This is a genomic window from Pseudomonas sp. MYb13 (assembly GCF_002980075.1).
GTDB classification, from domain to species: domain Bacteria; phylum Pseudomonadota; class Gammaproteobacteria; order Pseudomonadales; family Pseudomonadaceae; genus Aquipseudomonas; species Aquipseudomonas lurida.
Genome location: NZ_PCQI01000001.1, coordinates 97,911 through 123,371, shown reverse-complemented (window position 1 = coordinate 123,371; position 25,461 = coordinate 97,911). Strand labels below are relative to the sequence as shown.

Sequence of the window (25,461 nt, the reverse complement as noted above, 5' to 3'; positions counted from 1 at the left end):
CGGCCTGAAGTGTCTACGTGTTCTTCAGGCCGATATCGCTCGCACGCCAGTGCCCACAGGGAGTGTGGATAACTTGGCTATTTGCCGATGCAAAAGCTGGAAAAGATCCGCCCCAACAAATCATCGGAGCTAAACGCACCGGTGATTTCTCCCAACAGCTGCTGTGCCTGGCGCAGATCCTCTGCCAGCAGCTCCCCTGCCCCCGCCAGGGTCAGCTGGGCCCGACCGTGCTCCAACGCCGCGCTGGCATGGCGCAACGCCTCCAGGTGCCTGCGGCGCGCACTGAAGCTGCTTTCCGAGGTCTGTTCGTAGCCCATACAGGCCTTGAGGTGCTCGCGCAGCAATTCCAGGCCTTCACCTGCCGCCTTGGCGCTGAGGCTGATGGTGACATGGCCATCGGCGCTGGTTTCAATCGCAATGGCTTCGCCTGTCAGGTCGGCTTTGTTGCGAATCAAGGTGACTTTGGCCGGGTCCGGACGTTGCTCGAGGAATTCCGGCCACAATGCGAAAGGATCCACCGCCTCGGGCGCCGTGGCATCTACCACCAGCAGCACCCTGTCGGCTTCGCCAATGGCCTTGAGCGCGCGTTCCACACCGATCTTTTCCACCTGGTCATCGGTATCGCGCAAGCCGGCGGTGTCGACCACGTGCAGTGGCATGCCGTCGATGTGGATATGTTCACGCAGGATATCCCGGGTGGTGCCGGCAATCTCGGTGACGATAGCGGCCTCACGCCCCGCCAGTGCATTGAGCAGGCTGGATTTGCCTGCGTTAGGCCGCCCAGCGATCACCACTGTCATGCCGTCACGTAGCAGTGCGCCCTGCCCGGCCTCGCGCAGGACTGTGGATAACTCATCGCGAACGTTGTCGAGCATCGCCAGGACATGGCCATCGGCGAGAAAGTCTATTTCTTCCTCGGGAAAATCAATCGCCGCCTCCACGTAAATGCGCAGGCTGATCAACTGCTCGGTCAAGTTATGCACACGCAGCGAGAACGCGCCCTGCAGTGAGCGCAGTGCATTGCGTGCTGCCTGTGCAGAACTGGCCTCGATCAAGTCGGCGATGGCTTCGGCCTGGGCCAGGTCGAGCTTGTCATTGAGAAACGCACGTTCGCTGAATTCCCCCGGCCTGGCCAAGCGGCAGCCCAGCTGCAGGCAACGTTGCAGCAGCATATCCAGCACAACCGGGCCGCCATGGCCCTGCAATTCCAGCACATCTTCCCCGGTGAATGAGTTCGGCCCTGGGAAATAAAGAGCCAAACCCTCATCCAGCACGCTGTCATCTGCGTCCAGGAACGCGCCGTAATGGGCATAACGCGGCTTCAACTCGCGGCCGCTGATGGCCTTGGCTGCAACGCTTGCGAGCGGCCCGGAAATTCTAACGATACCGACACCGCCGCGACCCTGAGCGGTAGCGACGGCAGCGATGGTTTCACGAGGAGCGCTCATCAGCAGATTCCAGAACAAAAGTGACGGAAAGCAAAACGCCCCACTAGGGGGCGTCTTGAGTGGTTATCCACAGAGTAAATTACGCCGCGGCTTTTGCGGTAGCCGCTTCGATTTTACGTGTGATGTACCACTGTTGAGAGATCGACAACACGTTGTTGACCACCCAGTACAGCACCAGGCCCGCTGGGAACCACAGGAAGAAGAAGGTGAAGATGATTGGCATCATTTTCATTACCTTGGCCTGCATCGGATCCGGCGGAGTCGGGTTCAGGCGCTGCTGGATGAACATGGTCGCGCCCATGATGATCGGCAGGATAAAGAACGGGTCTTTGATCGACAGGTCAGTTATCCACAGCATGAACGGTGCCTGGCGCATTTCCACGCTTTCCAGGAGTACCCAGTACAGCGACAGGAACACCGGCATCTGCACCAGAATCGGCAAGCATCCACCCAGCGGGTTGATCTTCTCTTTCTTGTACAGCTCCATCATGGCCTGCGACATTTTCTGCCGGTCATCGCCATGTTGTTCTTTCAGCGCTGCCAGTTTTGGTGCCACGGCACGCATGCGCGCCATCGACTTGTAGCTGGCTGCCGACAATGGGAAGAAGATCCCTTTGATCAGCATGGTCAGGAAGATGATCGAGAAGCCCCAGTTACCCACGATGCTGTGGATATGTTGCAGCAACCAGAAAATCGGCTGGGCAATGAACCACAGGAAACCGTAGTCCACCGTCAATTCCAGACCTGGGGACAACTCTTTGAGTACCGCCTGGCTTTTCGGGCCGGCGTACAGGGTAGCGCTGGTTTCAGCCTTGGCACCTGGAGCGACGGTCAACGCCGGGCCAGTAAAGCCAATGATGTAGTTGCCCTGGCTGTCCTTGCGGGTCTGGACCAGGTTCGCTTCACCTTTGTTCGGGATCCAGGCGGTCACGAAGTAGTGTTGCAGCCAGGCGACCCATCCACCTTGGACGGTCTCTTTCAGCGAGCCCTTGTCGATATCTTTCATCGACACTTTTTTGTACGGCTCGTTACTTGTCCACAGGGCAGCGCCCAGGTAAGTCGCGGTGCCGGTGGCAGTGCTGGAAGAAGGATCGGAGCTGGCGTCACGCTTGAGCTGGGCAAACAGGTTGCCGCTCCATGGCTTGTCGCTTTCGTTGTCGATCAGGTAAGTGACCTTCAAGTCGTACAGACCACGGGTGAAGCTGAAACGCTTGATGTAGTTGACGCCGTCGAGGCTGAATTTCAGGTCGACGTTCAACTGGTTCTGGCCATCAGCCAGTTGATAAGTCTTTTGTTCGGTCGAATAAACCGGACGACCGGTAGCACGTGCATCCGGACCGTTGGTGCCGGTCAGGCCGCTTTGTGCCAGATATGTACGTTCACCACCGTTATCGAACAGTTGGAACGGAACATCCGGATGGTCCTGGCGACGTGGATACAGCGGCAGTTTCAACTGCGCGATATCACCACCCTGTGGGTCGATAGCCAAGTCGAGCACATCCGTTTTCACATGGATGAGGTCTTTATTGGTGACCACGGGCGTTTCTAGAGGGGCGCTTGTCTCGCCATTCGCGCTGGGAACATCGGCACTCGCGGACGCATTGTTACCCAGCGGGGTGTCCGGAATTGCCGGCGCAGCCTGGTTGGTAGCAACATTCTGAGTCGGCAGGGCAGCCTGGCCGTAGTCCTGGTTCCACTTAAGAACCATGACGTAGGACACGATTGCCAGGGCGACGATCAGGATCGTGCGTTTAATATCCATGATTACTCGGCCATCGAAGAAGAACGGGAGGTAGGGATAGGTGGAACCGGGTCATAACCACCGGGATTCCACGGATGACAGCGACCTAAACGACGAAAGGTCAGCCAGCCACCGCGCAGAAGACCATGGTTTTCTATGGCCTCTAACGCGTAGCAGGAACAACTGGGGTAGAAACGACAGTGGTTGGCCATCAGAGGACTAATGGCATAGCGATAAAACTGGATCGGAACGAGGGCCAGTTTACGCATCAAGGCTGTCTACCCCTACAGTTTCGGTGCTGACTGCTGGTGCTGGCTTGTTGGTACGCGCCAAACGTTTCCAGAGCTTGCCGAAATGCTGAATCAATTCGGGGTTTTCTACGTCCCCCAAGCCTTTGCGCGCGACGATAACAATATCCCAACCAACCAGAGTGTCCTGGTGGAGGCGAAACGATTCGCGCATCAGACGCTTGAGGCGATTGCGCTCAACGGAGAGCTTTACGCTCTTCTTGCCGATCACCAACCCGAGTCGGGGGTGATCCAGATCGTTGTTACGCGCAAGGAGCAGGAGATTTTTCCCCGGAACCTTGCCGGTGGGGGAGTCAAAGACTGCCTTGAAATGCCGGGGGGTTAGCAAGCGCTTTTCCCGACTGAAGTCCTGACTCACCACCAGTACCGGATTATCAAACTGCCAGACGCGCACGACCTTTGGCGCGACGACGCGACAGGACAGCACGGCCGTTCTTGGTAGCCATGCGAGCACGGAAGCCGTGGGTGCGGGCGCGTTTGATGGTGCTTGGTTGGAAAGTACGTTTCATGGCGTTGTTACCTGGTTCGTCCACAACGGGCCGGAATGGCCCCCGTTTTAAGAGACCGGCGATTCTAGTGAAAGCAAGCCTCTAGGTCAATTTCCAACCAGCTTTTCCTTTAATTAGATCTCCACAGGCCATTTGGTCTTTTCCATCCGCTGGGCTTCCACGTGTCATGGGATAGATATAAAAATAAAGAAGGAAGTTATTTAAAGCTTTTCTGTAAAGCTTATAAAAGCTAGGCAGGCATTCATCTGTGGATAACTGCCTTGAGGCCATATTCCACCTGATGTACAGAGAATGACAACACAGGGGAGAAACGGTGCTCTGCCTGTGCTGCGCTGTCGGATAAGCTGTGTGTGGAATGGCTTGTTATCCACAGGCTGGTTACCCACAGACTTTCGCCCCCACTTGTACAACGACCTTAGGCGGGTTTATCCACAGAGCTTATGCACAGACCATTGGTCGCCTTTATTACCGTTAAGACGTTGATTTTGGCCGGCCTGTGATCAAGCTACATGTGGATAAGTGGGCGGCTCGCCGCTACAATGGCGGCTGTTTTTGCCTCACCGGCTTTCAACTTAGGGGATATCCGTGTCAGTGGAACTTTGGCAGCAGTGCGTGGAGCTTTTGCGCGATGAGCTGCCTGCCCAGCAATTCAACACCTGGATCCGTCCGCTACAGGTCGAAGCCGAAGGCGACGAGTTGCGTGTCTACGCGCCCAATCGTTTTGTACTCGACTGGGTCAACGAGAAGTACCTGAGCCGCGTTCTCGAACTGCTCGACGAACATGGCAACGGCCTCGCGCCCGTAGTCTCCTTGTTAATAGGCAGCAAACGCAGCTCTGCGCCTCGCGCTGCGCCGAACGCGCCACTGGCTGCGAGCGCCTCTCAGGCGCAGGCAGCAGCAGCGCCTGTTAATAATTCGCCAGCGCCAGTTGCCCAGACGCCTTCGAAATCCTCGGCGCAAAAAAATGCGCCTATAAATGAAGAGCCGTCCCGCGACAGCTTCGACCCGATGGCTGGCGCCAGCTCCCAACAGGCACCGGTTCGCGCAGAACAGCGCACCGTGCAGGTCGAAGGCGCGCTCAAGCACACCAGCTACCTGAACCGTACGTTTACCTTCGAGAACTTTGTAGAAGGTAAATCCAACCAGTTGGCTCGTGCAGCCGCCTGGCAAGTAGCCGATAACCCCAAGCATGGTTACAACCCGCTCTTCCTATATGGCGGCGTCGGCTTGGGTAAGACCCACTTGATGCACGCTGTGGGTAACCACCTGTTAAAGAAGAACCCGAATGCCAAGGTCGTGTACCTGCACTCGGAGCGCTTTGTGGCTGACATGGTCAAGGCCTTGCAGCTAAACGCTATCAACGAGTTCAAGCGGTTTTACCGCTCGGTTGATGCCCTGCTGATCGATGACATTCAATTCTTCGCTCGCAAGGAGCGTTCCCAGGAAGAGTTTTTCCACACCTTCAACGCCCTGCTCGAAGGTGGCCAGCAGGTCATCCTGACCAGTGACCGTTATCCGAAAGAAATCGAAGGCCTGGAAGAACGCCTGAAATCGCGTTTCGGCTGGGGCCTGACCGTTGCGGTAGAGCCGCCGGAACTGGAAACCCGCGTCGCGATCCTGATGAAAAAGGCCGACCAGGCGAAAGTGGACTTGCCTCACGATGCTGCGTTCTTCATTGCTCAACGCATTCGCTCCAACGTGCGTGAACTGGAAGGTGCACTGAAGCGGGTCATCGCGCACTCTCACTTCATGGGCCGCGACATCACCATCGAGCTGATTCGCGAATCCCTCAAGGACTTGTTGGCGCTGCAGGACAAACTGGTGAGTGTGGATAACATCCAGCGCACCGTGGCCGAGTACTACAAGATCAAGATTTCCGACCTGCTGTCCAAACGCCGTTCGCGCTCGGTAGCACGTCCCCGTCAGGTGGCCATGGCCCTCTCCAAGGAGTTGACCAACCACAGCCTGCCGGAAATCGGTGATGTGTTTGGCGGACGCGACCACACCACGGTCTTGCACGCGTGCCGCAAGATCAATGAACTTAAGGAATCCGACGCGGATATTCGCGAGGACTACAAGAACCTGCTGCGTACACTGACAACTTGATGACACCAGCGCAGCTTATTAAGGCAAGGGACTAGACCATGCATTTCACCATTCAACGCGAAGCCCTGTTGAAACCCCTGCAACTGGTCGCAGGCGTCGTCGAGCGCCGACAGACCTTGCCGGTGCTCTCTAACGTATTGCTGGTGGTCGAAGGCCAGCAATTGTCCCTGACCGGTACCGACCTGGAAGTCGAACTGGTTGGCCGCGTGCAGTTGGAAGAGCCTGCCGAGCCTGGCGAGATCACCGTCCCGGCGCGCAAGCTGATGGATATCTGCAAAAGCCTGCCCAACGACGCGCTGATCGATATCAAGGTTGATGAGGCGAAACTGGTCGTCAAGGCCGGCCGTAGCCGTTTCACCCTGTCCACGTTGCCGGCGAATGATTTCCCGACGGTTGAGGAAGGCCCGGGTTCGCTGACCTGCAGCCTGGAGCAGAGCAAGCTGCGCCGCTTGATCGAGCGTACCAGCTTCGCCATGGCCCAGCAGGACGTGCGTTACTACCTCAACGGCATGCTGCTTGAAGTCTCGGAAGGCATTATCCGCGCCGTGGCTACCGACGGTCACCGTCTGGCGATGTGCTCGATGCGCGCCGATATCGGCCAGCCGGACCGTCACCAGGTCATCGTGCCACGCAAGGGTATCCTTGAGTTGGCGCGCCTGCTCACCGAGCCGGAAGGCAACGTCAGCATCGTGTTGGGTCAGCACCACATCCGCGCAACCACCGGCGAGTTCACCTTCACGTCCAAGCTGGTTGACGGCAAGTTCCCGGATTACGAGCGCGTGCTGCCTAAAGGTGGTGACAAGCTGGTACTCGGCGACCGTCAGGCACTGCGCGAAGCGTTCAGCCGTACCGCTATTCTGTCCAACGAAAAGTACCGTGGTATCCGCTTGCAGCTGGCGAATGGTCAACTGAAAATCCAGGCGAACAACCCGGAGCAGGAAGAAGCGGAAGAAGAAGTGGGCGTCGATTACAACGGCGGTTCGCTGGAAATCGGCTTCAACGTGAGCTACCTGTTGGACGTACTGGGTGTGATGACCACCGAACAGGTTCGCCTGATTCTGTCGGACTCCAACAGCAGCGCCCTGGTGCAGGAATCCGACAACGACGACTCGGCTTACGTTGTCATGCCGATGCGCCTGTAATCATGCTCAGCAGAAGCTAGATGTCCCTCAGTCGCGTCTCGGTCACCGCGGTGCGCAATCTGCACCCGGTGACCTTCTCCCCCTCCCCCCGCATCAATATCCTCCACGGCGCCAACGGCAGTGGCAAAACCAGCGTGCTGGAAGCCATTCACCTGCTAGGGCTTGCCCGTTCCTTTCGCAGTGCCCGCCTGTTACCGGTGATCCAATATGAGCAATTGGCGTGCACAGTGTTTGGCCAGGTTGAACTGGCAGAAGGTGGGCACAGTAGCCTGGGCATATCGCGTGATCGCGGCGGTGAGTTCCAGATTCGCATTGACGGGCAAAATGCTCGCAGTGCTGCGCAGCTGGCGGAGATCCTGCCGCTGCAATTGATCAACCCCGACAGTTTCCGCCTGCTGGAAGGCGCGCCAAAGATTCGCCGGCAATTCCTCGATTGGGGAGTGTTCCACGTGGAACCGCGCTTTATGGCCACTTGGCAGCGCCTACAGAAGGCCCTGCGGCAGCGGAACTCATGGCTGCGGCATGGTACACTTGACGCCGCTTCGCAAGCGGCCTGGGACCGGGAACTGTGCCTGGCCAGCGACGAAATAGATGAATACCGCCGCGCCTATATCAAAGCCTTGAAACCAGTCTTTGAGCAGACCTTGAGTGAGTTGTTGGACCTCGAGGGGCTGACGCTGAGTTACTACCGTGGTTGGGACAAAGAGCGTGAGCTGAGTGCAGTGCTTGCGACGTCCTTGCAGCGGGATCAGCAAATCGGCCATACCCAAGCCGGACCCCAGCGCGCTGATTTGCGCCTTAGATTAGGCGCTCACAATGCCGCGGACATATTGTCCCGTGGCCAGCAGAAGTTGGTGGTGTGCGCATTGCGGATCGCCCAGGGCCACTTGGTTAGCCAAGCCCGGCGCGGTCAGTGTATTTATCTGGTGGATGACTTGCCGTCGGAGCTCGACGAGCAACACCGCCGCGCGCTATGCCGCTTGTTGGAAGAATTACGCTGCCAGGTGTTTATCACCTGTGTAGATCACGAATTATTGAGGGAAGGCTGGCAGACGGATACGCCAGTCGCTTTGTTCCACGTGGAACAAGGCCGTATCACCCAGACCCACGACCATCGGGAGTGAAGGCATGAGCGAAGAAAACACGTACGACTCGACCAGCATTAAAGTGCTGAAAGGTTTGGATGCCGTACGCAAACGTCCCGGTATGTACATTGGCGACACTGATGACGGTAGCGGTCTGCACCACATGGTGTTCGAGGTGGTCGACAACTCCATCGACGAAGCTTTGGCCGGTCACTGCGACGACATCAGCATTATCATCCACCCGGATGAGTCGATTACCGTGCGCGACAATGGTCGCGGCATTCCGGTAGACGTGCACAAAGAAGAAGGCGTTTCGGCGGCAGAGGTCATCATGACCGTGCTCCACGCTGGCGGTAAGTTCGACGACAATTCCTATAAAGTCTCCGGCGGCCTGCACGGTGTGGGTGTGTCGGTAGTGAACGCGCTGTCCGAAGAGCTGATCCTCACTGTCCGCCGCAGCGGCAAGATCTGGGAACAGACCTACGTCCACGGTGTTCCACAGGAACCGATGAAAATCGTCGGCGACAGTGAAACCACCGGTACGCAGATCCATTTCAAGCCATCGGCTGAAACCTTCAAGAATATCCACTTCAGCTGGGACATCCTGGCCAAGCGTATTCGTGAACTGTCCTTCCTCAACTCCGGCGTCGGTATCGTCCTCAAGGATGAGCGCAGCGGTAAGGAAGAGCTGTTTAAGTATGAAGGCGGCTTGCGTGCATTCGTTGAATACCTGAACACCAACAAGACTGCGGTCAACCAGGTGTTCCACTTCAACATCCAGCGTGAAGACGGCATCGGCGTGGAAATCGCCCTGCAGTGGAACGACAGCTTCAACGAGAACCTGTTGTGCTTCACCAACAACATTCCTCAGCGTGACGGCGGTACTCACCTGGTGGGTTTCCGCTCCGCACTGACGCGTAACCTGAACACCTATATCGAAGCCGAAGGTCTGGCCAAGAAGCATAAAGTTGCCACCACCGGTGACGATGCCCGTGAAGGCCTCACCGCGATTATCTCGGTGAAGGTCCCGGATCCGAAGTTCAGCTCCCAGACCAAGGATAAGCTGGTGTCTTCCGAAGTGAAGACCGCGGTGGAGCAGGAGATGGGCAAGTACTTCTCCGACTTCCTGCTGGAGAACCCGAACGAAGCCAAGCTGGTTGTCGGCAAGATGATCGACGCGGCACGTGCTCGTGAAGCTGCGCGTAAAGCCCGTGAGATGACTCGTCGCAAGGGCGCGCTGGATATCGCCGGTTTGCCGGGCAAACTGGCTGACTGCCAGGAAAAGGACCCTGCCCTCTCCGAACTGTACTTGGTGGAAGGTGACTCTGCTGGCGGTTCCGCCAAGCAGGGTCGTAACCGTCGCACCCAGGCTATCCTGCCGTTGAAGGGTAAGATCCTCAACGTCGAGAAGGCCCGCTTCGACAAGATGATTTCTTCTCAGGAAGTCGGCACCTTGATCACGGCGTTGGGGTGCGGTATCGGCCGCGATGAGTACAACATCGACAAGTTGCGCTATCACAACATCATCATCATGACCGATGCTGACGTCGACGGTTCGCACATCCGTACGCTGCTGCTGACCTTCTTCTTCCGTCAGTTGCCGGAGTTGATCGAGCGTGGCTACATCTACATCGCTCAGCCACCGTTGTACAAAGTGAAAAAAGGCAAGCAAGAGCAATACATCAAAGACGACGACGCCATGGAAGAGTACATGACGCAGTCGGCCCTGGAAGATGCCAGCCTGCACTTGAACGACGAGGCACCGGGTATCTCCGGTGAGGCGCTGGAACGTCTGGTTAACGACTTCCGCATGGTGATGAAGACCCTCAAGCGTCTGTCGCGCCTGTACCCGCAGGAGCTTACCGAGCACTTCATCTACTTGCCGGCCGTGAGCCTGGAGCAGTTGGGTGACCATGCGCACATGCAGGATTGGCTGGCCCAGTACGAAGTGCGCCTGCGTACCGTCGAGAAATCTGGCCTGGTGTACAAAGCCAGCCTGCGTGAAGACCGTGAACGTAACGTATGGCTGCCAGAGGTCGAGTTGATCTCCCACGGCCTGTCGAACTACGTCACGTTCAACCGCGACTTCTTCGGCAGTAATGACTACAAGACCGTGGTAACCCTGGGTGCGCAATTGAGCACACTGTTGGACGACGGCGCTTACATTCAGCGGGGCGAACGCAAGAAGCAGGTCAAGGAATTCAAGGAAGCCCTTGACTGGCTGATGGCAGAAAGCACCAAGCGTCACACCATCCAGCGATACAAAGGTCTGGGCGAAATGAACCCGGACCAGCTGTGGGAAACCACGATGGACCCCGCTCAGCGTCGCATGCTGCGTGTGACCATCGAAGACGCCATTGGCGCAGACCAGATCTTCAACACCCTGATGGGTGATGCGGTCGAGCCTCGTCGTGACTTCATCGAGAGCAATGCGCTGGCGGTGTCTAACCTGGATTTCTGATCCAGGTAAACAGCCAGAACCAAAAAAGGCCAACGCTCAGCGTTGGCCTTTTTTATTGGGCAGTGTTCAGTGATCCACGAAAATGCTCCACGTGGAACATCGGCATTTTCAGTCTTCAGAAGCGGACGCGACACTCTCCAACCGATACCCATACCCGTAGATCGTCAGCAACTGCCAACCCCTGTCTGCAGTGAGGCCGAGCTTGTTGCGCAACCGATAGATATGCGTATCGAGCGGGCGAGACGACACCATTTCTTCATGGGTCCAGAACCGTTCGTACAGATACTCGCGAGACAGTGGCCGCGCAAGATTGGCAAACAGGCAACTCGCCAGACGGTATTCACGCTCCGTGAGGTTGATAGGCTTACCGGCGCGAGTGACGGTCAACTCAGCATCGTCGAAGGTCAGGTCGTTGAAACTCTGCACTTCTTGGGTGGCGGATTTCTGCAGGCCGTGGCGACGCAGAACGGCCGTGACTCGAGCCTTCAATTCGTTAGGGCGAAAGGGTTTGCTGACGTAATCATCTGCCCCGCTGTTGAGTGCAGTAACGATATCGCTCTCGGCATCACGGCTGGTGAGCATGATGACGGCGGGCGGTGACTCCATGTGTTCACGCGTCCATCGCAACAGTGCGATACCGGTGATATCGGGCAATTGCCAGTCGAGTATCAACAGGTCGAAGGTTTCCCGGCGAAGTTGGCGAAGCAGGTCTTCTCCGCGTTCGAAGCAATGCAGTGTCCAGGGCTGTTCGGCTGTGCTGGGGATTTGTCGCAGTGTCTGTTCAACCCGACGCAGTTCCGCGGGTTCGTCATCCAGTATTGCGACACGCATGGGTGGATCCTTTCTTCTTGAGAGTACGGCAGCCGTCGGCCTGATCGTTCATGGGCACGTACTGCGCAGATGCCGGTCTTTGAATCTGAAGAATTGTGCTCAGATTCGTCGACCCCTTGGATCTCTCGGTACGCTGGAGTCAATAAGGGGTTAACCCGTATAAGTCCTCGTGACCGATGTAGGAAAGATACCGGCTCCCGAGAGTAAGGAAAAGGATCAGCCGACGCATGCGCTGTCGTAAACTCCTGTGCGCTGATGTCAGATGCCCTCTGGAACCCCCAACCTTGATGAGCGCCATGATCCTTTCACCGAACCGATTGCGCTGCGCCCTCCCCTCATTGCTGATCATGATGGTCGGCACTGCGGGTGCTGCCGCCAAGGCGCGTTCCCCTTATATCGATGACCACTTAATGTGCCGGGCACAGCCATTGCCGGCGGTGGTCCAGCACCTCACCGGGCAGGCGTGGAAACTCGACACCAAGGGCAACTCAAGCCCCTTGCTGGAAGGCATGACCATTGATGAGCAGGAGGGTGTGAAGACATCGGCGTCGGCGTTCGTCAGCCTGTTGCTCGGTGATGGATCCCGGGTGGTATTGCCGTCCAGTTCCCAGGTGCGACTGCATCTGGAGAAGAAGCAATCGATTCCCCAGGTCGTACTCGAACAAGGCCAGGCGGAGGCGTATGTGATCAAGCGCGCCAGCGACCATGATCGTTTCCAGATCGTGACGCCAGTGGGCGTGCTGGGTGTTCGAGGCACACACTTTCGAGTGCGTAACGACGCTGAGCAATCGGTACTCGAGGTGTTGGATGGGCAGGTCGCCGTCAACCGCGAGGTCAAAACCCAACCGGTGGAACAGGAGACCAAAGTTGGCGCCCGGCAAGGTTTGCTCTTCAAGAAACAGGGCGAGCTGAAACCCGTTGAGTTACTCGCTGCACCGAAGCTTGTAGGTCAAGATGGGCAAAAAGGCGATGCGCCGGTATGGAGCTTGTACCTCCGGCCTTTGGAGGGTGCCCAGCGATACCGTGCCCAGGTTGCTACCGACAAAGCCTTTATGAACATCAAGCAGGAAAACTTCTCCAGCGCGCCGAAAATGAGCTTCACTGGGCTCAAAGCCTCGTTCTATCACGTGCGCTTGTCGGCCTACGATGAAAACGGCCTGGAGGGAGAAACCGGGGTCTATGACATCTTCTACTACCCACCAACCGCCCAGGCACGTTGACCTATGATGCTCTGGGGCAAAGCCGAAAAACGTCAACCCACCCATGCCCAGCGCCTGTTCCACGGCCTGGTGCGTGAATGGCTGTGGATTGGTTTGCTGCTGCTGCCGATCACCGCGTACCTGTCCTTGAGCCCGGGCCTGGCGTTGAACAACCCCTTGTATGACAGTCTGCGCCGCCTTACACCGCTGCCCGTAGACCCCCGTATACTGCTGGTGACCATTGACGATCCCAGCCTGAAAAAGCTTGGCCAATGGCCCTGGCCGCGCAGCCTGCACGCCGACCTGATCGACCGCCTTAGCGCTGCGCAACCGGCAGGTATTCTGTTCGACGTGATCTTCAGTGAGGCCGGCGACCCCGCCAATGACAAACGCCTGGCCGAAGCGGTCTGCAATGCCGGTAATGTTCTGCTACCACTGGTACGTGAAGGCACTGCGAGCTACAGCCAGCCCGGCGCGCAGATGCTGCCGTTGCTCCAATGTGCCAAAGGGGTGGGCCATATCAATGTGGAGGCCGACAGCGACGGCGTGGTCCGCAGCCTTTATCTACGTGAGGGGCCGCCCGATGCCACAGCGCCACAGCTGGCTTGGCTGGCTTACGAGATGAGCGGCGATTTGTCGGATATGCCGGGCGAGCCGCGGCGGCCGCTCACGGAGCATTGGCACCGTGAACACGCTATCCGCATCCCTTTCATTGCGCCTCATTCCCATTTTCCCAGTGTTTCATACGTCAGCGTATTACGCGGTGAAGTGCCGCCAGAACAGCTGCGCAACCGCCTGATCCTGGTGGGGTCGACGGCCTCCGGGATGGGTGATCGTTTTGTCACGCCGCTGTCCTCCACGGTAGGCACAACGGCCGGCGTGGAGATTCAGGCCAATGTGCTCAATGGCTTGCTGCAAGGCCGCAGCATCGTCGACCTACCGAGCTGGCTCGCGGCGCTGATGGCGACTTCCCTGGTGGCATTGCTGCTGGGCTTGCTGCTCTATCGCCCGCGCTATGCGCTGTGGATGACCCTGGGCTGCATGGCCACCGCCCTGCTTGGCTCCTGGGCCCTGTTACGCCTTGGCCACTGGTGGTCGCCCGCAGCCTGCCTGATCGGTTTGTTGCTCAGCTACCTGATCTGGAATTGGCGTCGCCTCAGTGTGATCCTTGCCTATTTCGGTTGGGAACTGGCGCGGCTGGACAACGAACCTAAAGTCCTGCCCGAACGCCGCCGTGCGCCCGCCAGCAAAGGTGACGTGTTGCAGGCGCGTATCTTCGCCCTGGAGCAAGCCGTAAGTCGCACGCGCGACACGCGGCGTTTTATGGCCGATGGCCTGGAGTGTTTGCCAGTGGCGACGCTGATTACCGATCCCAAGGGTAATATCCTGCTGGCCAACCGCATCGCCCGTGACATATTCGGCAATGACCTTGTCACCGAGAACCTGTTGGAGCAATTGGCCGACCTCGGCTATCCGCCGCTGCACAATGGTGTGCGCCCTGCCCTTTCGGCGTTGGAGCTCGTCGAGTTTCGGGATATCCACCAACGTAGCCTGCGCATGGAGCTTGCGCCCTTGCTGCCGGCTGAAGGCGATGTGGCGCTTGGCTGGCTGTTGAGCCTTACGGATTTGAGCAAGGAGCGCGAAGCCCAGCAACATCGCGAGACGATGTTACGGTTCCTCTCCCACGATCTGCGGGCGCCGCACTCGGCGATCCTCGCGCTGCTGGATGTGCATAACGGCGAATCGCCGGTGTTCACGCAGATCGAACAACAAGTTCGCCGCGCCTTGAGCCTCACAGAGTCTTTCGTCCAACTGGCCAAGGCCGAGGCTGACGGTTACCAGTTCCAGCCAACGTTGTTCGCGATGTTGGTCATGGATGCTTTTGATCAAGTGGCATTGATCGCCCAGCTCAAGGGGATCCACTTGGTTCACGACCTGGATGAGGCCGACGAGGGCATGGTGTCTGCGGATCAATCGCTGCTCACTCGAGCGTTGTTCAACGTCCTGGAGAACGCTATTAAATACTCACCCTCCGGTACAACCGTGCGTTTGAGGCACAGCAGTGCGCAGGGCTGGTTGGAATGTCGGATCAGTGATCAGGGGCCGGGTATTGCCGCAGAGGATTTGCCGGAACTGTTCAGCCAATACCGTCGCTTTGATTCGGCCCAGGGCAGTGAGGGGCTGGGGTTGGGACTGACCATGGTCAAGGCTGTGGTGGAGCGCCACGGTGGACGTGTCAGCTGTGAAAGTGTGGTCGGCAAAGGCACCACTTTCAGCCTGCAACTGCCCCTGTTGGACGACTGAAAAACGTACTTTCCCGTTGTGCATAAAAAACCGGTCGCCAGGACCGGTTTTTTTATGCGGGAAAAACTTATGCACCTTTTCCGCGATTTTATGAGCTTAGGAAATATGTAAGTAAATCAGCTTCTTATAAGTCAAAAAGGCCAATTCGCCAACAAACCGTGCACAGGTTATCCACAGATGCTCAAATCACCGGAGTGTCGACTACAACCGGCTCGGGCGGCAGTGAACCCATGGCGCGTTGCTGCGCTTCGTTCCATGCCGCGGCACGGTCATTGAGCGCAGCAATTGCTCGTGGTCCTTCACCTTCGGCGTACATCGGTTCGCCGATCACCACAGTGATGGTGCCTGCGCGTTTGGCCCAGCCGGTTTTTGGCCAGAACTTGCCGGCGTTGTGGGCAATCGGCAGCACGGGCAGGTTGGCATTTACCGCCAACGCTGTACCACCGCGTGAGAACTTGCCTACAGTGCCGAAAGGCACGCGAGTACCTTCGGGGAAGATCAGCACCCACACACCGTCCTTGAGCAGCTCGTCGCCCTTCTTGGCCACGTGCTTGAGTGCGGCCTTGGGGTTGTCACGGTCGATGGCGATCGGACGCAACATGGCCATGGCCCAGCCGAAGAACGGTACATACAGCAACTCACGCTTGAGCACCTGGCTCAACGGCGAGAAGTACGCCGAGAGAAAGAACGTCTCCCAAGTGCTCTGGTGGTTCGACAGGATCACGCAGGGCTGGTCCGGGACGTTTTCCGCGCCCTTGATCTCGAAGCGAATGTTCAGGAACACCTTGGTCAGCCACAACGCGCAGCGGCACCAATAGACGTTGATGAAGCGATAGCGCGCCTTGAACGGCAGGAAGGGCGCGATAAAAAAGCTCAGGGTGCACCAGAGAAACGAACTGGTGCCCAACAGCAGGTAAAAGAAAAAGGTTCTGATGGCCTGCAAAATCGACATGGCGGCATTTACCGTTGCGGGACAATGCCCGCCTGCTAAAAGCGCACTCCCGAACAGTCCTTGGTCAGGAAGTCGAGGGCGGCTAGTTGTTGATAAGTTCTGCGGCAACAGCCGCCAGATCGTCAAAAATCAAAGTGCCTACCGGCAGGTTTTTCGCCTGGGTCTTTTCGCCTTTCCCGGTCTTAACCAAAACTGGCTGAGAGTCGACGGCTTTGGCCGCCTCCAGGTCACCGAGGCTGTCCCCGACGAACCATATCCCAGCCAACGGCACCTTGTAATGTTCTGCAATGGTTTTCAACATGCCAGGCTTGGGTTTGCGGCAATCGCAGCCCTCATCCGGCCCGTGGGGGCAGTAGACCACCAGCCCCACCTCACCGCCCTGCTCGGCCACCAACGTGCGCAAGCGCGCGTGCATGGCGTCCAGGGTGGCGATGTCGTAATAACCGCGGGCAATGCCGGACTGGTTGGTGGCGATGGCCACCGTCCAGCCGGCTTTGCTTAACTGCGCGATGGCCTCGATCGAGCCAGGCAGTGGAATCCACTCCGCGACCGACTTGATGTAAGCGTCGGAGTCGTAGTTGATCACCCCGTCCCGGTCGAGAATCAGCAGTTTCAGCATGGTCAGCTCAGCGTCGAAATGTCAGCGATATTGACGAACAGACCACGCAGGCGCGCCAGCATGGCGTAGCGGTTTTTGCGCACGCCGGCATCTTCGGCATTGATCATTACCGCTTCAAAGAACGCGTCCACCGGCTCACGCAAGGTTGCCAGGCGCGCCAGTGCTTCGGCGTAGTTGCGTTCAGCGATCAGCGGCTTCACGGCGTTTTCAGCCTTGGCGATGGCCGAGTTCAGCGAGAACTCCTTGGCATCGGCAAACAGGCCAGGGTCGACGTCGGCGTTGCCCAGGCCTTCGGCCTTGCCCAGCAGGTTCGACACACGCTTGTTCACGGCGGCCAGGGCGTCGGCTTCCGGCAATTTGCGGAAAGCCTGCACGGCTTGTACGCGTTGGTCGAAGTCCAACGCCGAACCCGGCTGCAGGGCACGTACCGACAGGTACACCGACACGTCCACGCCTTCGTCTTCGTAACGCGCGCGCAGGCGGTCGAACACGAACTCCAGCACTTGCTCGGCCAGGCCGGCCTGCTTGACCTTGGCACCGAACTGGCCGACGGCGAACACCACGGCCTGGGTCAGGTCGAGGTCGAGCTTCTTGTCGATCAGGATACGCAGCACGCCCAGGGCCGCACGGCGCAGGGCATACGGGTCTTTGCTGCCGGTTGGCAACATGCCGATACCGAAGATGCCCACGAGCGTGTCCAGCTTGTCGGCAATAGCCACGGCTGCACCGGTCAGGGTGGTCGGCAGTTCAGCACCGGCACCGCGCGGCATGTACTGCTCGTTCAGCGCCAGGGCGACATCGTCCGGCTCGCCATCGTTGAGGGCGTAGTAGTAGCCGGCAACACCCTGCATCTCCGGGAACTCGCCGACCATCTCGGTGGCCAGGTCGCACTTGGACAGCAAGCCTGCCCGTGCAGCCCAGGCAGCATCACCACCAATGCGCGGCGCAATATAGGCCGCCAGCTTGGAAACCCGTACGGCCTTGTCGTAGACGCTGCCGAGTTTTTCCTGGAACACCACGTTTTGCAGGCGCAGGTTGAAGTCTTCGAGCTTCTGCTTCTTGTCTTGCTTGAAGAAGAACTCGGCATCGGTCAGGCGCGGGCGAACGACTTTTTCGTTACCGGCGATGATCTGCTGCGGGTCCTTGCTCTCGATGTTGGCCACGGTGATGAAGCGCGGCAGCAATTTGCCGTCCACGTCCAGCAGGCAGAAATACTTCTGGTTGTCCTGCATGGTGGTGATCAGGGCTTCCTGTGGCACGTCGAGGAAACGTTCCTCGAACGAGCACACCAGCGGCACCGGCCATTCAACCAACGCCGTCACTTCGTCGAGCAGGCTTGGCGGCACGATGGCGGTGCCTTCCTGCAGACGGGCCAGCTCTTCGGTGCGTTTGCTGATCAGCTCGCGACGCTCGTTGGCGTCAGCCAGCACATAGGCAGCGCGCAGGTCGTTGAGGTAGTTGGCCGGCGACGTGATGCGCACGGCTTCTGGGTGGTGGAAGCGGTGGCCACGGGAGTCACGGCCGGCCTTTTGGGCGAGGATGGTGCAGTCGATGACCTGGTCACCGAGCAGCATCACCAGCCATTGGGTCGGACGCACGAACTCTTCCTTGCGTGCACCCCAGCGCATGCGCTTGGGGATCGGCAGGTCGTTCAGGGAATCTTCGACGATGGTCGGCAACAGGCTGGCGGTCGGCTTACCGGTGATGACTTGGCTGAAACGCAGTTTCGGGCCGCTCTGGTCGATCTCGCTCAGTTCCACGCCACACTTCTTGGCAAAGCCAAGTGCGGCTTGGGTCGGGTTGCCTTCGGCGTCGAACGCCGCCTGGCGCGGTGGGCCGTCGAGGTTGATGCTGCGGTCCGGCTGCTGGGTTTCCAGCGCGGTCAGCAACACGGCCAGGCGACGTGGCGCGGCGTAGACTTTCTTCGCTTCGAACTTCAGGCCAGCGCTGTGCAGGCCTTTTTCGATACCGGCCAGGAACGCGTCGGCCAGGGTATTGAGTGCCTTGGGTGGCAGCTCTTCGGTGCCCAGTTCAACCAGGAAATCTTGAGCACTCATTGTGCAGCCTCCAGCTTAGCCAACACTTCATCACGCAGGTCTGGGGTCGCCATCGGGAAGCCCAGCTTGGCACGCGCCAGCAGGTAGGCTTGAGCGACGGAACGCGCCAGGGTGCGCACACGCAGGATGTATTGCTGGCGTGCGGTGACCGAGATAGCACGGCGCGCATCCAGCAGGTTGAAGGTATGGGACGCCTTCAACACCATTTCATAGCTCGGCAACGGCAGCGGCTGGTCGAGTTCGATCAGGCGCTTGGCTTCGCTTTCATAGAAGTCGAACAGTTCGAACAGCTTGTCGACGTTGGCGTGTTCGAAGTTGTAGGTGGACTGCTCCACTTCGTTCTGGTGGAACACATCGCCATAGGTCACTTTACCGAACGGGCCGTCGGCCCACACCAGGTCGTAGACCGAGTCGACGCCTTGCAGGTACATGGCCAGGCGCTCGAGACCGTAGGTGATCTCACCGGTCACCGGGTAGCACTCGATGCCACCGGCTTGCTGGAAGTAAGTGAACTGCGTCACTTCCATGCCGTTGAGCCAGACTTCCCAGCCCAGGCCCCAGGCGCCCAGGGTCGGTGACTCCCAGTTGTCTTCCACGAAGCGGATGTCGTGCACCAGTGGGTCCAGGCCCACGTGCTTGAGCGAGCCCAGGTACAGTTCCTGGAAGTTGTCCGGGTTCGGCTTCAGTACCACCTGGAACTGGTAGTAATGCTGCAGGCGGTTCGGGTTTTCGCCGTAGCGGCCGTCAGTCGGGCGACGACTGGGCTGCACATAAGCGGCGTTCCAGGTTTCCGGGCCAATGGCCCGCAGGAATGTAGCGGTGTGGAAAGTGCCGGCGCCTACTTCCATATCGTAGGGCTGAAGTACCACACAACCTTGCTCGGCCCAGTATTGCTGGAGGGCGAGGATCAAGTCTTGGAAGGTACGCACGGCTGGCGTAGGCTGGCTCACGAAATTCACCTGTTACTTGGGCTGCGATTTAAAGAGCGGGAGTATACCCGATTCGGCCGCGCCACCATCCCCTGGAGCCTTATGCCACGCTGCTTTTGGTGTTCTGAAGATCCGCTGTACATGGCTTATCACGATCAGGAGTGGGGAACGCCGCTGCGCGATGCGCAGGGTTTGTTCGAGTTGCTTTTGCTCGAAGGGTTCCAGGCGGGCCTTTCCTGGATCACCGTTTTACGCAAACGCGAGCATTATCGAAAGGTCTTGTTCGGGTTTGATGCGCAACGTCTGGCGACGCTGACCGATGCGCAAATCGAGGCGCTGATGCTTGATCCGGGCATCGTACGCAATCGCCTCAAGCTCAACGCCACTCGACGCAATGCCGCCGCCTGGCTGGCGCTGGAGGACCCGGTGGGGTTGCTCTGGTCCTTTGTCGGCGGCCAACCCAAGGTCAATCATTTCAAGGATCGCAGCGAAGTCCCGGCGATTACGCCCGAGGCCGAAGCGATGAGCAAGGCGCTGAAAAAAGCCGGCTTTACCTTCGTCGGGCCGACCATTTGCTACGCCTTCATGCAGGCCTCGGGCATGGTCATGGACCACACTCAGGACTGCGACCGTTACGCGGACTTGGTCAACGCCGGTTAGAATGCCGGCTTTGCGCACCACACACGATCAGGAGTGACCTGTGGAAAAGTTTAAAGGCGCCTTGCTGGTAGGCGCTCTCCGGCTGTTTGCCCTGCTGCCTTGGCGCGCTGTCCAGGCGGTAGGCACGGCCATCGGCTGGATCATGTGGAAAACCCCCAACCGTTCCCGCGACACCGTGCGGATCAACCTCTCCAAGTGCTTCCCGGAGATGGACCCCGTTGAGCGCGAAGCGCTGGTCGGCCGCAGCCTGATGGACATCGGCAAGTCCCTGACCGAAAGCGCCTGCGCCTGGATCTGGCCGGCCCAGCGCTCCATCGACCTGGTGCGTGAAGTCGAAGGCCTGGAAGTGCTGCACGAAGCCCTCGCCTCAGGCAAAGGCGTGGTTGGCATCACCAGCCATCTGGGCAACTGGGAAGTGCTGAACCACTTCTATTGCAGCCAGTGCAAACCGATCATTTTCTACCGTCCGCCCAAGCTCAAGGCGGTGGATGAGTTGCTGCGAAAACAGCGCGTGCAGTTGGGCAACCGCGTGGCGGCGTCTACCAAGGAAGGCATCCTCAGTGTGATCAAGGAAGTGCGCAAAGGCGGCCAAGTGGGTATTCCCGCCGACCCGGAACCGGCTGAATCCGCCGGGATCTTCGTGCCGTTCTTCGCCACCCAGGCGCTCACCAGCAAGTTTGTGCCGAACATGCTCGCCGGCCACAAAGCCGTGGGTGTGTTCCTGCATGCCCTGCGGCTGCCGGATGGCTCGGGTTATAAAGTGATCCTGGAAGCGGCACCGGAAGACATGTACAGCACTGACACCGCCACGTCCTGCGCGGCGATGAGCAAGGTGGTGGAGCGGTATGTCGGCGCGTATCCGAGCCAGTACATGTGGAGCATGAAGCGCTTCAAGAAGCGCCCGCCGGGCGAGGCGCGGTGGTACTGAGCCACCCCTGACTCAAGACCCATGCAGATCTAATGTGGGCGCTGGCTTGCCTGCGATGGCATCAACTCGGTTTAACTGAAAGACCGAGTTGCCTGCATCGCAGGCAAGCCAGCTCCCACAGGAGATCGGCTCAAGGTTGGCGATCGAGTTTCTTCAGGAACACCGCCATCTCTTTCTCGGCCTGCTTGTCGCCATGGGCTTGTGCCGCTTCGATGCCCTTCTCCCAGGCTTGTCGGGCTGCCGCGCTATCGCCTTGAGCGTGGTGCGCCTTACCCAACAGCTTCCACGCCGCCGAATACTTCGGATCGAACTCGACGCATTTCTGCAGATGCTCCGCTGCCTTGCTGTTGTCCTTCGCGTCCAGGTAACCCTTGCCCAAACCAAAACGCAGCAGCGCGTTATCCACACCCTTGGCGAGCATTTTCTCCAGTGACTCAAGCATACAGAACCCCCTTGTAGGCGCCGGGGGGACGCCTATTCCTTGCCGGCGACGGCGTCAGAAAAAACTCAGCCCCACGTGGAACAATTTCTCCACGTCGCGAATATGTTTCTTGTCCACCAGGAACAGGATCACATGGTCACCCGTGGCGATCACCGTATCGTCGTGGGCAATGATCACCTCTTCGTCACGAATGATCGCGCCAATGGTGGTGCCTGGCGGCAAGCCGATATCGCGGATGGCCTTGCCGATCACCTTGCTCGACTTCGAGTCGCCGTGTGCAATCGCTTCGATGGCTTCCGCCGCGCCGCGCCGCAGGGAGTGCACGCTGACGATATCGCCGCGGCGCACGTGGGCGAGCAAGGTGCCGATGGTGGCCAGCTGCGGGCTGATGGCGATGTCGATATCGCCGCCCTGGATCAAGTCCACATAGGCCGGGTTGTTGATGATGGTCATCACTTTCTTCGCGCCCAGGCGCTTGGCCAGCAACGACGACATGATGTTGGCTTCGTCATCGTTGGTCAGCGCGAGGAAGATATCGGCGTCGGCGATGTTTTCTTCCATCAGCAGGTCGCGGTCCGAGGCACTGCCTTGCAGTACGACAGTGCTGTCCAAGGTGTCAGACAAATGCCGGCAACGAGCCGGGCTCATCTCGATGATCTTTACCTGGTAGCGGCTTTCGATGGCTTCGGCCAAACGCTCGCCGATCTGCCCGCCACCCGCGATGACGATGCGTTTGTAGGTCTCGTCGAGGCGGCGCATTTCACTCATGACGGCGCGAATATTCGCCTTGGCCGCGATGAAAAACACTTCGTCGTCAGCCTCGATCACTGTATCGCCCTGGGGCAGGATCGGGCGGTCACGGCGGAAAATTGCGGCTACGCGGGTTTCCACATTGGGCATGTGCTCACGCAACTGGCGCAGTTGCTGGCCCACCAGCGGGCCACCGTAATAAGCCTTCACCGCGACCAATTGCGCCTTGCCACCGGCAAAGTCGATCACCTGCAAGGCGCCCGGGATTTCGATCAGGCGCTTGATGTAATGAGTGACCACTTGTTCAGGGCTGATCAGTACGTCCACCGGAATCGCGTCGTTGTCGAACAGGCCGGCGCGGGTCAGGTAGGCCGCTTCGCGCACACGAGCGATCTTGGTCGGGGTATGGAACAGGGTGTGGGCGACCTGGCAGGCGACCATGTTGGTTTCATCGCTGTTGGTCACGGCGACGAGCATATCGGCATCGTCGGCACCGGCCTGGCGCAGCACTGTCGGAAACGACGCTCGACCCTGTACCGTACGGATATCCAGGCGGTCGCCGAGGTTGCGCAGGCGCTCGGCATCGGTGTCGACCACGGTGATGTCGTTGGCTTCGCTGGCCAAATGTTCGGCCAGCGAACCGCCGACCTGCCCTGCCCCAAGGATGATGATTTTCATCCGGTCACTCCCTTAAAACCATTCAGCCGCGCGCGGCGGCGATCTTGATCAGTTTGGCGTAGTAGAAGCCATCATGTCCGCCTTCTTGCACGAGCAATTGGCGGCCATGGGGCTGCTTGATGCCAGCCGTGGTGGCGAGGTCCAGCTCCCGGGCGCCGCTGGTGCGGGCGAGGAAGGCTTCGATGACCTCGGTGTTCTCGGTGGGCAAGGTGGAGCAGGTGGCGTAAAGCAGGATGCCGCCGACTTCCAGGGTCGGCCACAGCGCGTCGAGCAGTTCGCCTTGCAGCACGGCCAGGGCGGCAATGTCGTCGGGTTGGCGGGTGAGTTTGATATCCGGGTGCCGGCGGATCACGCCAGTGGCTGAGCACGGTGCGTCCAGCAGGATGCGCTGGAACGGCTTGCCGTCCCACCATGCGGCAGTGTCGCGCCCATCGGCGGCGATCAGCTCGGCGCTCAAGCCCAGGCGCGCGAGGTTTTCCCGTACGCGCACCAAGCGCTTGGCTTCAAGATCCACAGCCACTACACCGGCCAGGTCTTTTTCGACCTCCAGGATGTGGCACGTCTTACCGCCGGGCGCACAGCAGGCGTCGAGTACGCGCTGGCCGGGAGCCAAGTCGAGCAAGTCGGCGGCCAACTGCGCAGCCTCGTCCTGCACACTGATCCAGCCTTCGGTAAAGCCCGGCAGGCTGCGTACATCGGCGGCGGCCTCGAGCACGATGCCGTCAGTGCTGTACACGCACGGCGTAGCGTTGATGCCGGCGTCGGTGAGCAATTGCAGGTAGGCATCACGGCCGTGGTGACGCCGGTTGACCCGCAGGATCATCGGCGGATGTGCGTTGTTGGCCGCGCAGATCGCTTCCCATTGCTCGGGCCAGAAGGCTTTCAGGGACTTTTGCAGCCAGCGCGGGTGAGCGGTACGCACTACTGGATCGTGTTCCAGCTCGGCCAGCAGCGCTTCGCTCTCGCGCTGGGCACGGCGCAGCACGGCATTGAGCAAGGCCTTGGCCCAGGGCTTTTTCAGTTTGTCGGCACAACCGACGGTTTCACCGATGGCAGCGTGGGCCGGCACGCGGGTGTAGAGCAACTGATAGAGGCCCACCAGCAACAGTGCCTCGACGTCCGCGTCCGCGCCCTTGAACGGCTTTTGCAGCAGCTTGGCAGCCAGCGCAGACAAACGTGGTTGCCAACGGGCGGTGCCAAAGGCCAGGTCCTGGGTGAAACCGCGGTCGCGATCCTCGACTTTATCCAGCTGTGTCGGCAGTGAGCTGTTCAGCGAGGCCTTGCCGTTGAGGACAGCGGCGAGAGCCTTGGCGGCGGCCAGACGTGGGTTCATTGAGCGGCCACCCCAAGGATCGTGCCCAGGGCAAATTTCTCACGACGGCTGTTGAACAAATCGCTGAAGTTCAGCGCCTTGCCGCCGGGCAATTGCAGACGAGTCAGGCACAGTGCCTGTTCACCGCAAGCCACCACCAGGCCATCTTTGCTGGCGCCGATGATTTCCCCTGGGGCGCCTTTGCCATCGGCCAACGTCGCGGCGAGTACCTTCAAGGCTTCGCCGTCGAGGCTGCTGTGGCAGATCGGCCACGGGTTGAACGCACGCACCAGGCGTTCCAACTCCACGGCGGGACGGCTCCAGTCGATGCGCGCTTCGTCTTTGTTCAGCTTATGGGCGTAGGTAGCCAGGCTGTCGTCCTGGACTTCACCTTGCAGGGTGCCGGCCGCAAGGCCGGTGATGGCCTGGATCACCGCGGGCGGGCCCAGTTCAGCCAGACGGTCGTGCAGGCTGCCGCCGGTGTCTTCGGCGGTGATAGGCGTGGTGACCTTGAGCAGCATCGGGCCGGTGTCCAGGCCCGCCTCCATGCGCATCACGGTCACGCCGCTCTCGCCGTCGCCCGCTTCCACGGCGCGCTGGATCGGCGCTGCACCGCGCCAGCGTGGCAACAGCGAAGCATGACTGTTGATGCAGCCCAGCCGCGGAATATCCAGCACCGCCTGGGGCAGGATCAGGCCGTAGGCCACCACCACCAGCAAGTCCGGTTGCAGCGCGGCCAATTCAGCCTGGGCTTCTGCGTTACGCAGGGTCGGCGGCTGCAGTACGGGAATAGTGTGCTCCAGCGCCAACTGTTTGACCGGGCTCGGCATCAGTTTTTGCCCGCGACCGGCCGGGCGATCCGGCTGGGTGTACACCGCGACGATGTCATGAGGGCTGGCAAGCAGCGCCTTGAGGTGTTCGGCGGCAAATTCGGGGGTACCGGCAAAAACAATGCGCAGTGGCTCGGTCATGGGAGGTCTCGGTTAAAAGCAGTCACAAA

22 protein-coding genes are annotated in these 25,461 nt (G+C 59.3%); 8 read left to right on the top strand and 14 right to left on the bottom strand.

Annotated elements, in window-relative coordinates; translation table 11 throughout:
- Positions 1 to 77 precede the first annotated feature (77 nt).
- From mnmE to rpmH, 5 genes are all read right to left on the bottom strand, one after another.
- The gene (mnmE, locus tag CQ002_RS00600) at positions 78 to 1,448 is read right to left on the bottom strand and encodes a tRNA uridine-5-carboxymethylaminomethyl(34) synthesis GTPase MnmE (protein WP_098467625.1); all 1,371 of its coding nucleotides are present in this window, start codon (positions 1,446 to 1,448) and stop codon (positions 78 to 80) included.
- A gap of 79 nt (positions 1,449 to 1,527) precedes the next feature.
- Positions 1,528 to 3,210, bottom strand: coding sequence for a membrane protein insertase YidC (gene yidC / locus CQ002_RS00595; protein ID WP_034110493.1), 1,683 nt, complete (start codon positions 3,208 to 3,210; stop codon positions 1,528 to 1,530).
- A 2-nt stretch (positions 3,211 to 3,212) separates the two neighbouring features.
- Positions 3,213 to 3,458 (bottom strand): membrane protein insertion efficiency factor YidD, encoded by a 246-nt coding sequence (gene yidD / locus CQ002_RS00590; protein WP_003213574.1) that lies wholly within the window; start codon positions 3,456 to 3,458, stop codon positions 3,213 to 3,215.
- Positions 3,451 to 3,855, bottom strand: a complete 405-nt coding sequence (gene rnpA / locus CQ002_RS00585; RefSeq protein WP_010565857.1) for a ribonuclease P protein component — start codon at positions 3,853 to 3,855, stop codon at positions 3,451 to 3,453. The genes yidD and rnpA overlap by 8 nt, the downstream gene beginning before the upstream one ends.
- A gap of 16 nt (positions 3,856 to 3,871) precedes the next feature.
- Complete coding sequence (rpmH, locus tag CQ002_RS00580) at positions 3,872 to 4,006, bottom strand: 50S ribosomal protein L34 (protein WP_003213577.1); 135 nt, start codon at positions 4,004 to 4,006, stop codon at positions 3,872 to 3,874.
- Positions 4,007 to 4,591: 585 nt separating this feature from the next.
- On the opposite strand from rpmH, the gene dnaA reads away from it, so the two are divergent.
- Genes dnaA through gyrB form a run of 4 tightly spaced genes read left to right on the top strand, consistent with a single transcriptional unit; the run spans position 4,592 to position 10,800 of the window.
- Positions 4,592 to 6,112 (top strand): chromosomal replication initiator protein DnaA, encoded by a 1,521-nt coding sequence (dnaA, locus tag CQ002_RS00575; RefSeq protein WP_034110495.1) that lies wholly within the window; start codon positions 4,592 to 4,594, stop codon positions 6,110 to 6,112.
- 38 nt (positions 6,113 to 6,150) lie between these two features.
- Positions 6,151 to 7,254, top strand: a complete 1,104-nt coding sequence (gene dnaN, locus CQ002_RS00570; protein WP_010207719.1) for a DNA polymerase III subunit beta — start codon at positions 6,151 to 6,153, stop codon at positions 7,252 to 7,254.
- Positions 7,255 to 7,274: 20 nt separating this feature from the next.
- On the top strand, positions 7,275 to 8,378 hold the full coding sequence (gene recF, locus CQ002_RS00565) for a DNA replication/repair protein RecF (protein WP_034110497.1): 1,104 nt from the start codon (positions 7,275 to 7,277) through the stop codon (positions 8,376 to 8,378).
- Between the two features lie 4 nt (positions 8,379 to 8,382).
- Entirely contained in the window at positions 8,383 to 10,800 is a 2,418-nt protein-coding gene (gene gyrB / locus CQ002_RS00560) for a DNA topoisomerase (ATP-hydrolyzing) subunit B (RefSeq protein WP_025854386.1), read from the top strand.
- Positions 10,801 to 10,908: 108 nt separating this feature from the next.
- Here the strand turns inward: gyrB and CQ002_RS00555 are convergent, their stop codons facing one another.
- A complete protein-coding gene (locus CQ002_RS00555) occupies positions 10,909 to 11,631 on the bottom strand; it encodes a response regulator transcription factor (protein ID WP_034110498.1) in 723 nt (240 codons plus the stop codon).
- Between the two features lie 287 nt (positions 11,632 to 11,918).
- On the opposite strand from CQ002_RS00555, the gene CQ002_RS00550 reads away from it, so the two are divergent.
- Positions 11,919 to 12,851, top strand: a complete 933-nt coding sequence (locus tag CQ002_RS00550; protein ID WP_105161404.1) for a FecR domain-containing protein — start codon at positions 11,919 to 11,921, stop codon at positions 12,849 to 12,851.
- A gap of 3 nt (positions 12,852 to 12,854) precedes the next feature.
- On the top strand, positions 12,855 to 15,134 hold the full coding sequence (locus CQ002_RS00545; RefSeq protein ID WP_105161405.1) for a CHASE2 domain-containing protein: 2,280 nt from the start codon (positions 12,855 to 12,857) through the stop codon (positions 15,132 to 15,134).
- Between the two features lie 181 nt (positions 15,135 to 15,315).
- Here the strand turns inward: CQ002_RS00545 and CQ002_RS00540 are convergent, their stop codons facing one another.
- The 4 genes from CQ002_RS00540 to glyQ form a co-directional block, all read right to left on the bottom strand.
- The gene (locus CQ002_RS00540) at positions 15,316 to 16,086 is read right to left on the bottom strand and encodes a 1-acyl-sn-glycerol-3-phosphate acyltransferase (RefSeq protein WP_034110504.1); all 771 of its coding nucleotides are present in this window, start codon (positions 16,084 to 16,086) and stop codon (positions 15,316 to 15,318) included.
- An 82-nt stretch (positions 16,087 to 16,168) separates the two neighbouring features.
- The gene (gmhB, locus tag CQ002_RS00535; RefSeq protein WP_012721458.1) at positions 16,169 to 16,705 is read right to left on the bottom strand and encodes a D-glycero-beta-D-manno-heptose 1,7-bisphosphate 7-phosphatase; all 537 of its coding nucleotides are present in this window, start codon (positions 16,703 to 16,705) and stop codon (positions 16,169 to 16,171) included.
- A gap of 2 nt (positions 16,706 to 16,707) precedes the next feature.
- Positions 16,708 to 18,762, bottom strand: coding sequence for a glycine--tRNA ligase subunit beta (gene glyS, locus CQ002_RS00530; protein WP_069078628.1), 2,055 nt, complete (start codon positions 18,760 to 18,762; stop codon positions 16,708 to 16,710).
- Positions 18,759 to 19,712 (bottom strand): glycine--tRNA ligase subunit alpha, encoded by a 954-nt coding sequence (glyQ, locus tag CQ002_RS00525; RefSeq protein WP_003187265.1) that lies wholly within the window; start codon positions 19,710 to 19,712, stop codon positions 18,759 to 18,761. Before glyQ ends, glyS begins: the two co-directional genes overlap by 4 nt.
- Before the next feature lie 81 nt (positions 19,713 to 19,793).
- Here glyQ and CQ002_RS00520 point away from each other — a divergent pair, with 81 nt between their 5' ends.
- Positions 19,794 to 20,351 carry a DNA-3-methyladenine glycosylase I gene (locus tag CQ002_RS00520; RefSeq protein ID WP_034110508.1) on the top strand — a complete coding sequence of 186 codons (558 nt, stop codon included), beginning with the start codon at positions 19,794 to 19,796 and terminating at the stop codon, positions 20,349 to 20,351.
- Between the two features lie 40 nt (positions 20,352 to 20,391).
- Positions 20,392 to 21,279 (top strand): lysophospholipid acyltransferase, encoded by an 888-nt coding sequence (locus tag CQ002_RS00515; protein ID WP_034110510.1) that lies wholly within the window; start codon positions 20,392 to 20,394, stop codon positions 21,277 to 21,279.
- 130 nt (positions 21,280 to 21,409) lie between these two features.
- Here the strand turns inward: CQ002_RS00515 and CQ002_RS00510 are convergent, their stop codons facing one another.
- The 4 genes from CQ002_RS00510 to fmt are packed head-to-tail and all read right to left on the bottom strand — an operon-like array spanning position 21,410 to position 25,432.
- Positions 21,410 to 21,721, bottom strand: a complete 312-nt coding sequence (locus CQ002_RS00510; protein ID WP_034110512.1) for a tetratricopeptide repeat protein — start codon at positions 21,719 to 21,721, stop codon at positions 21,410 to 21,412.
- 54 nt (positions 21,722 to 21,775) lie between these two features.
- On the bottom strand, positions 21,776 to 23,149 hold the full coding sequence (trkA, locus tag CQ002_RS00505; RefSeq protein ID WP_034110514.1) for a Trk system potassium transporter TrkA: 1,374 nt from the start codon (positions 23,147 to 23,149) through the stop codon (positions 21,776 to 21,778).
- A gap of 22 nt (positions 23,150 to 23,171) precedes the next feature.
- Positions 23,172 to 24,482 (bottom strand): 16S rRNA (cytosine(967)-C(5))-methyltransferase RsmB, encoded by a 1,311-nt coding sequence (rsmB, locus tag CQ002_RS00500; protein ID WP_034110516.1) that lies wholly within the window; start codon positions 24,480 to 24,482, stop codon positions 23,172 to 23,174.
- Complete coding sequence (fmt, locus tag CQ002_RS00495) at positions 24,479 to 25,432, bottom strand: methionyl-tRNA formyltransferase (RefSeq protein ID WP_098465466.1); 954 nt, start codon at positions 25,430 to 25,432, stop codon at positions 24,479 to 24,481. The genes rsmB and fmt overlap by 4 nt, the downstream gene beginning before the upstream one ends.
- Positions 25,433 to 25,461: the final 29 nt, after the last annotated feature.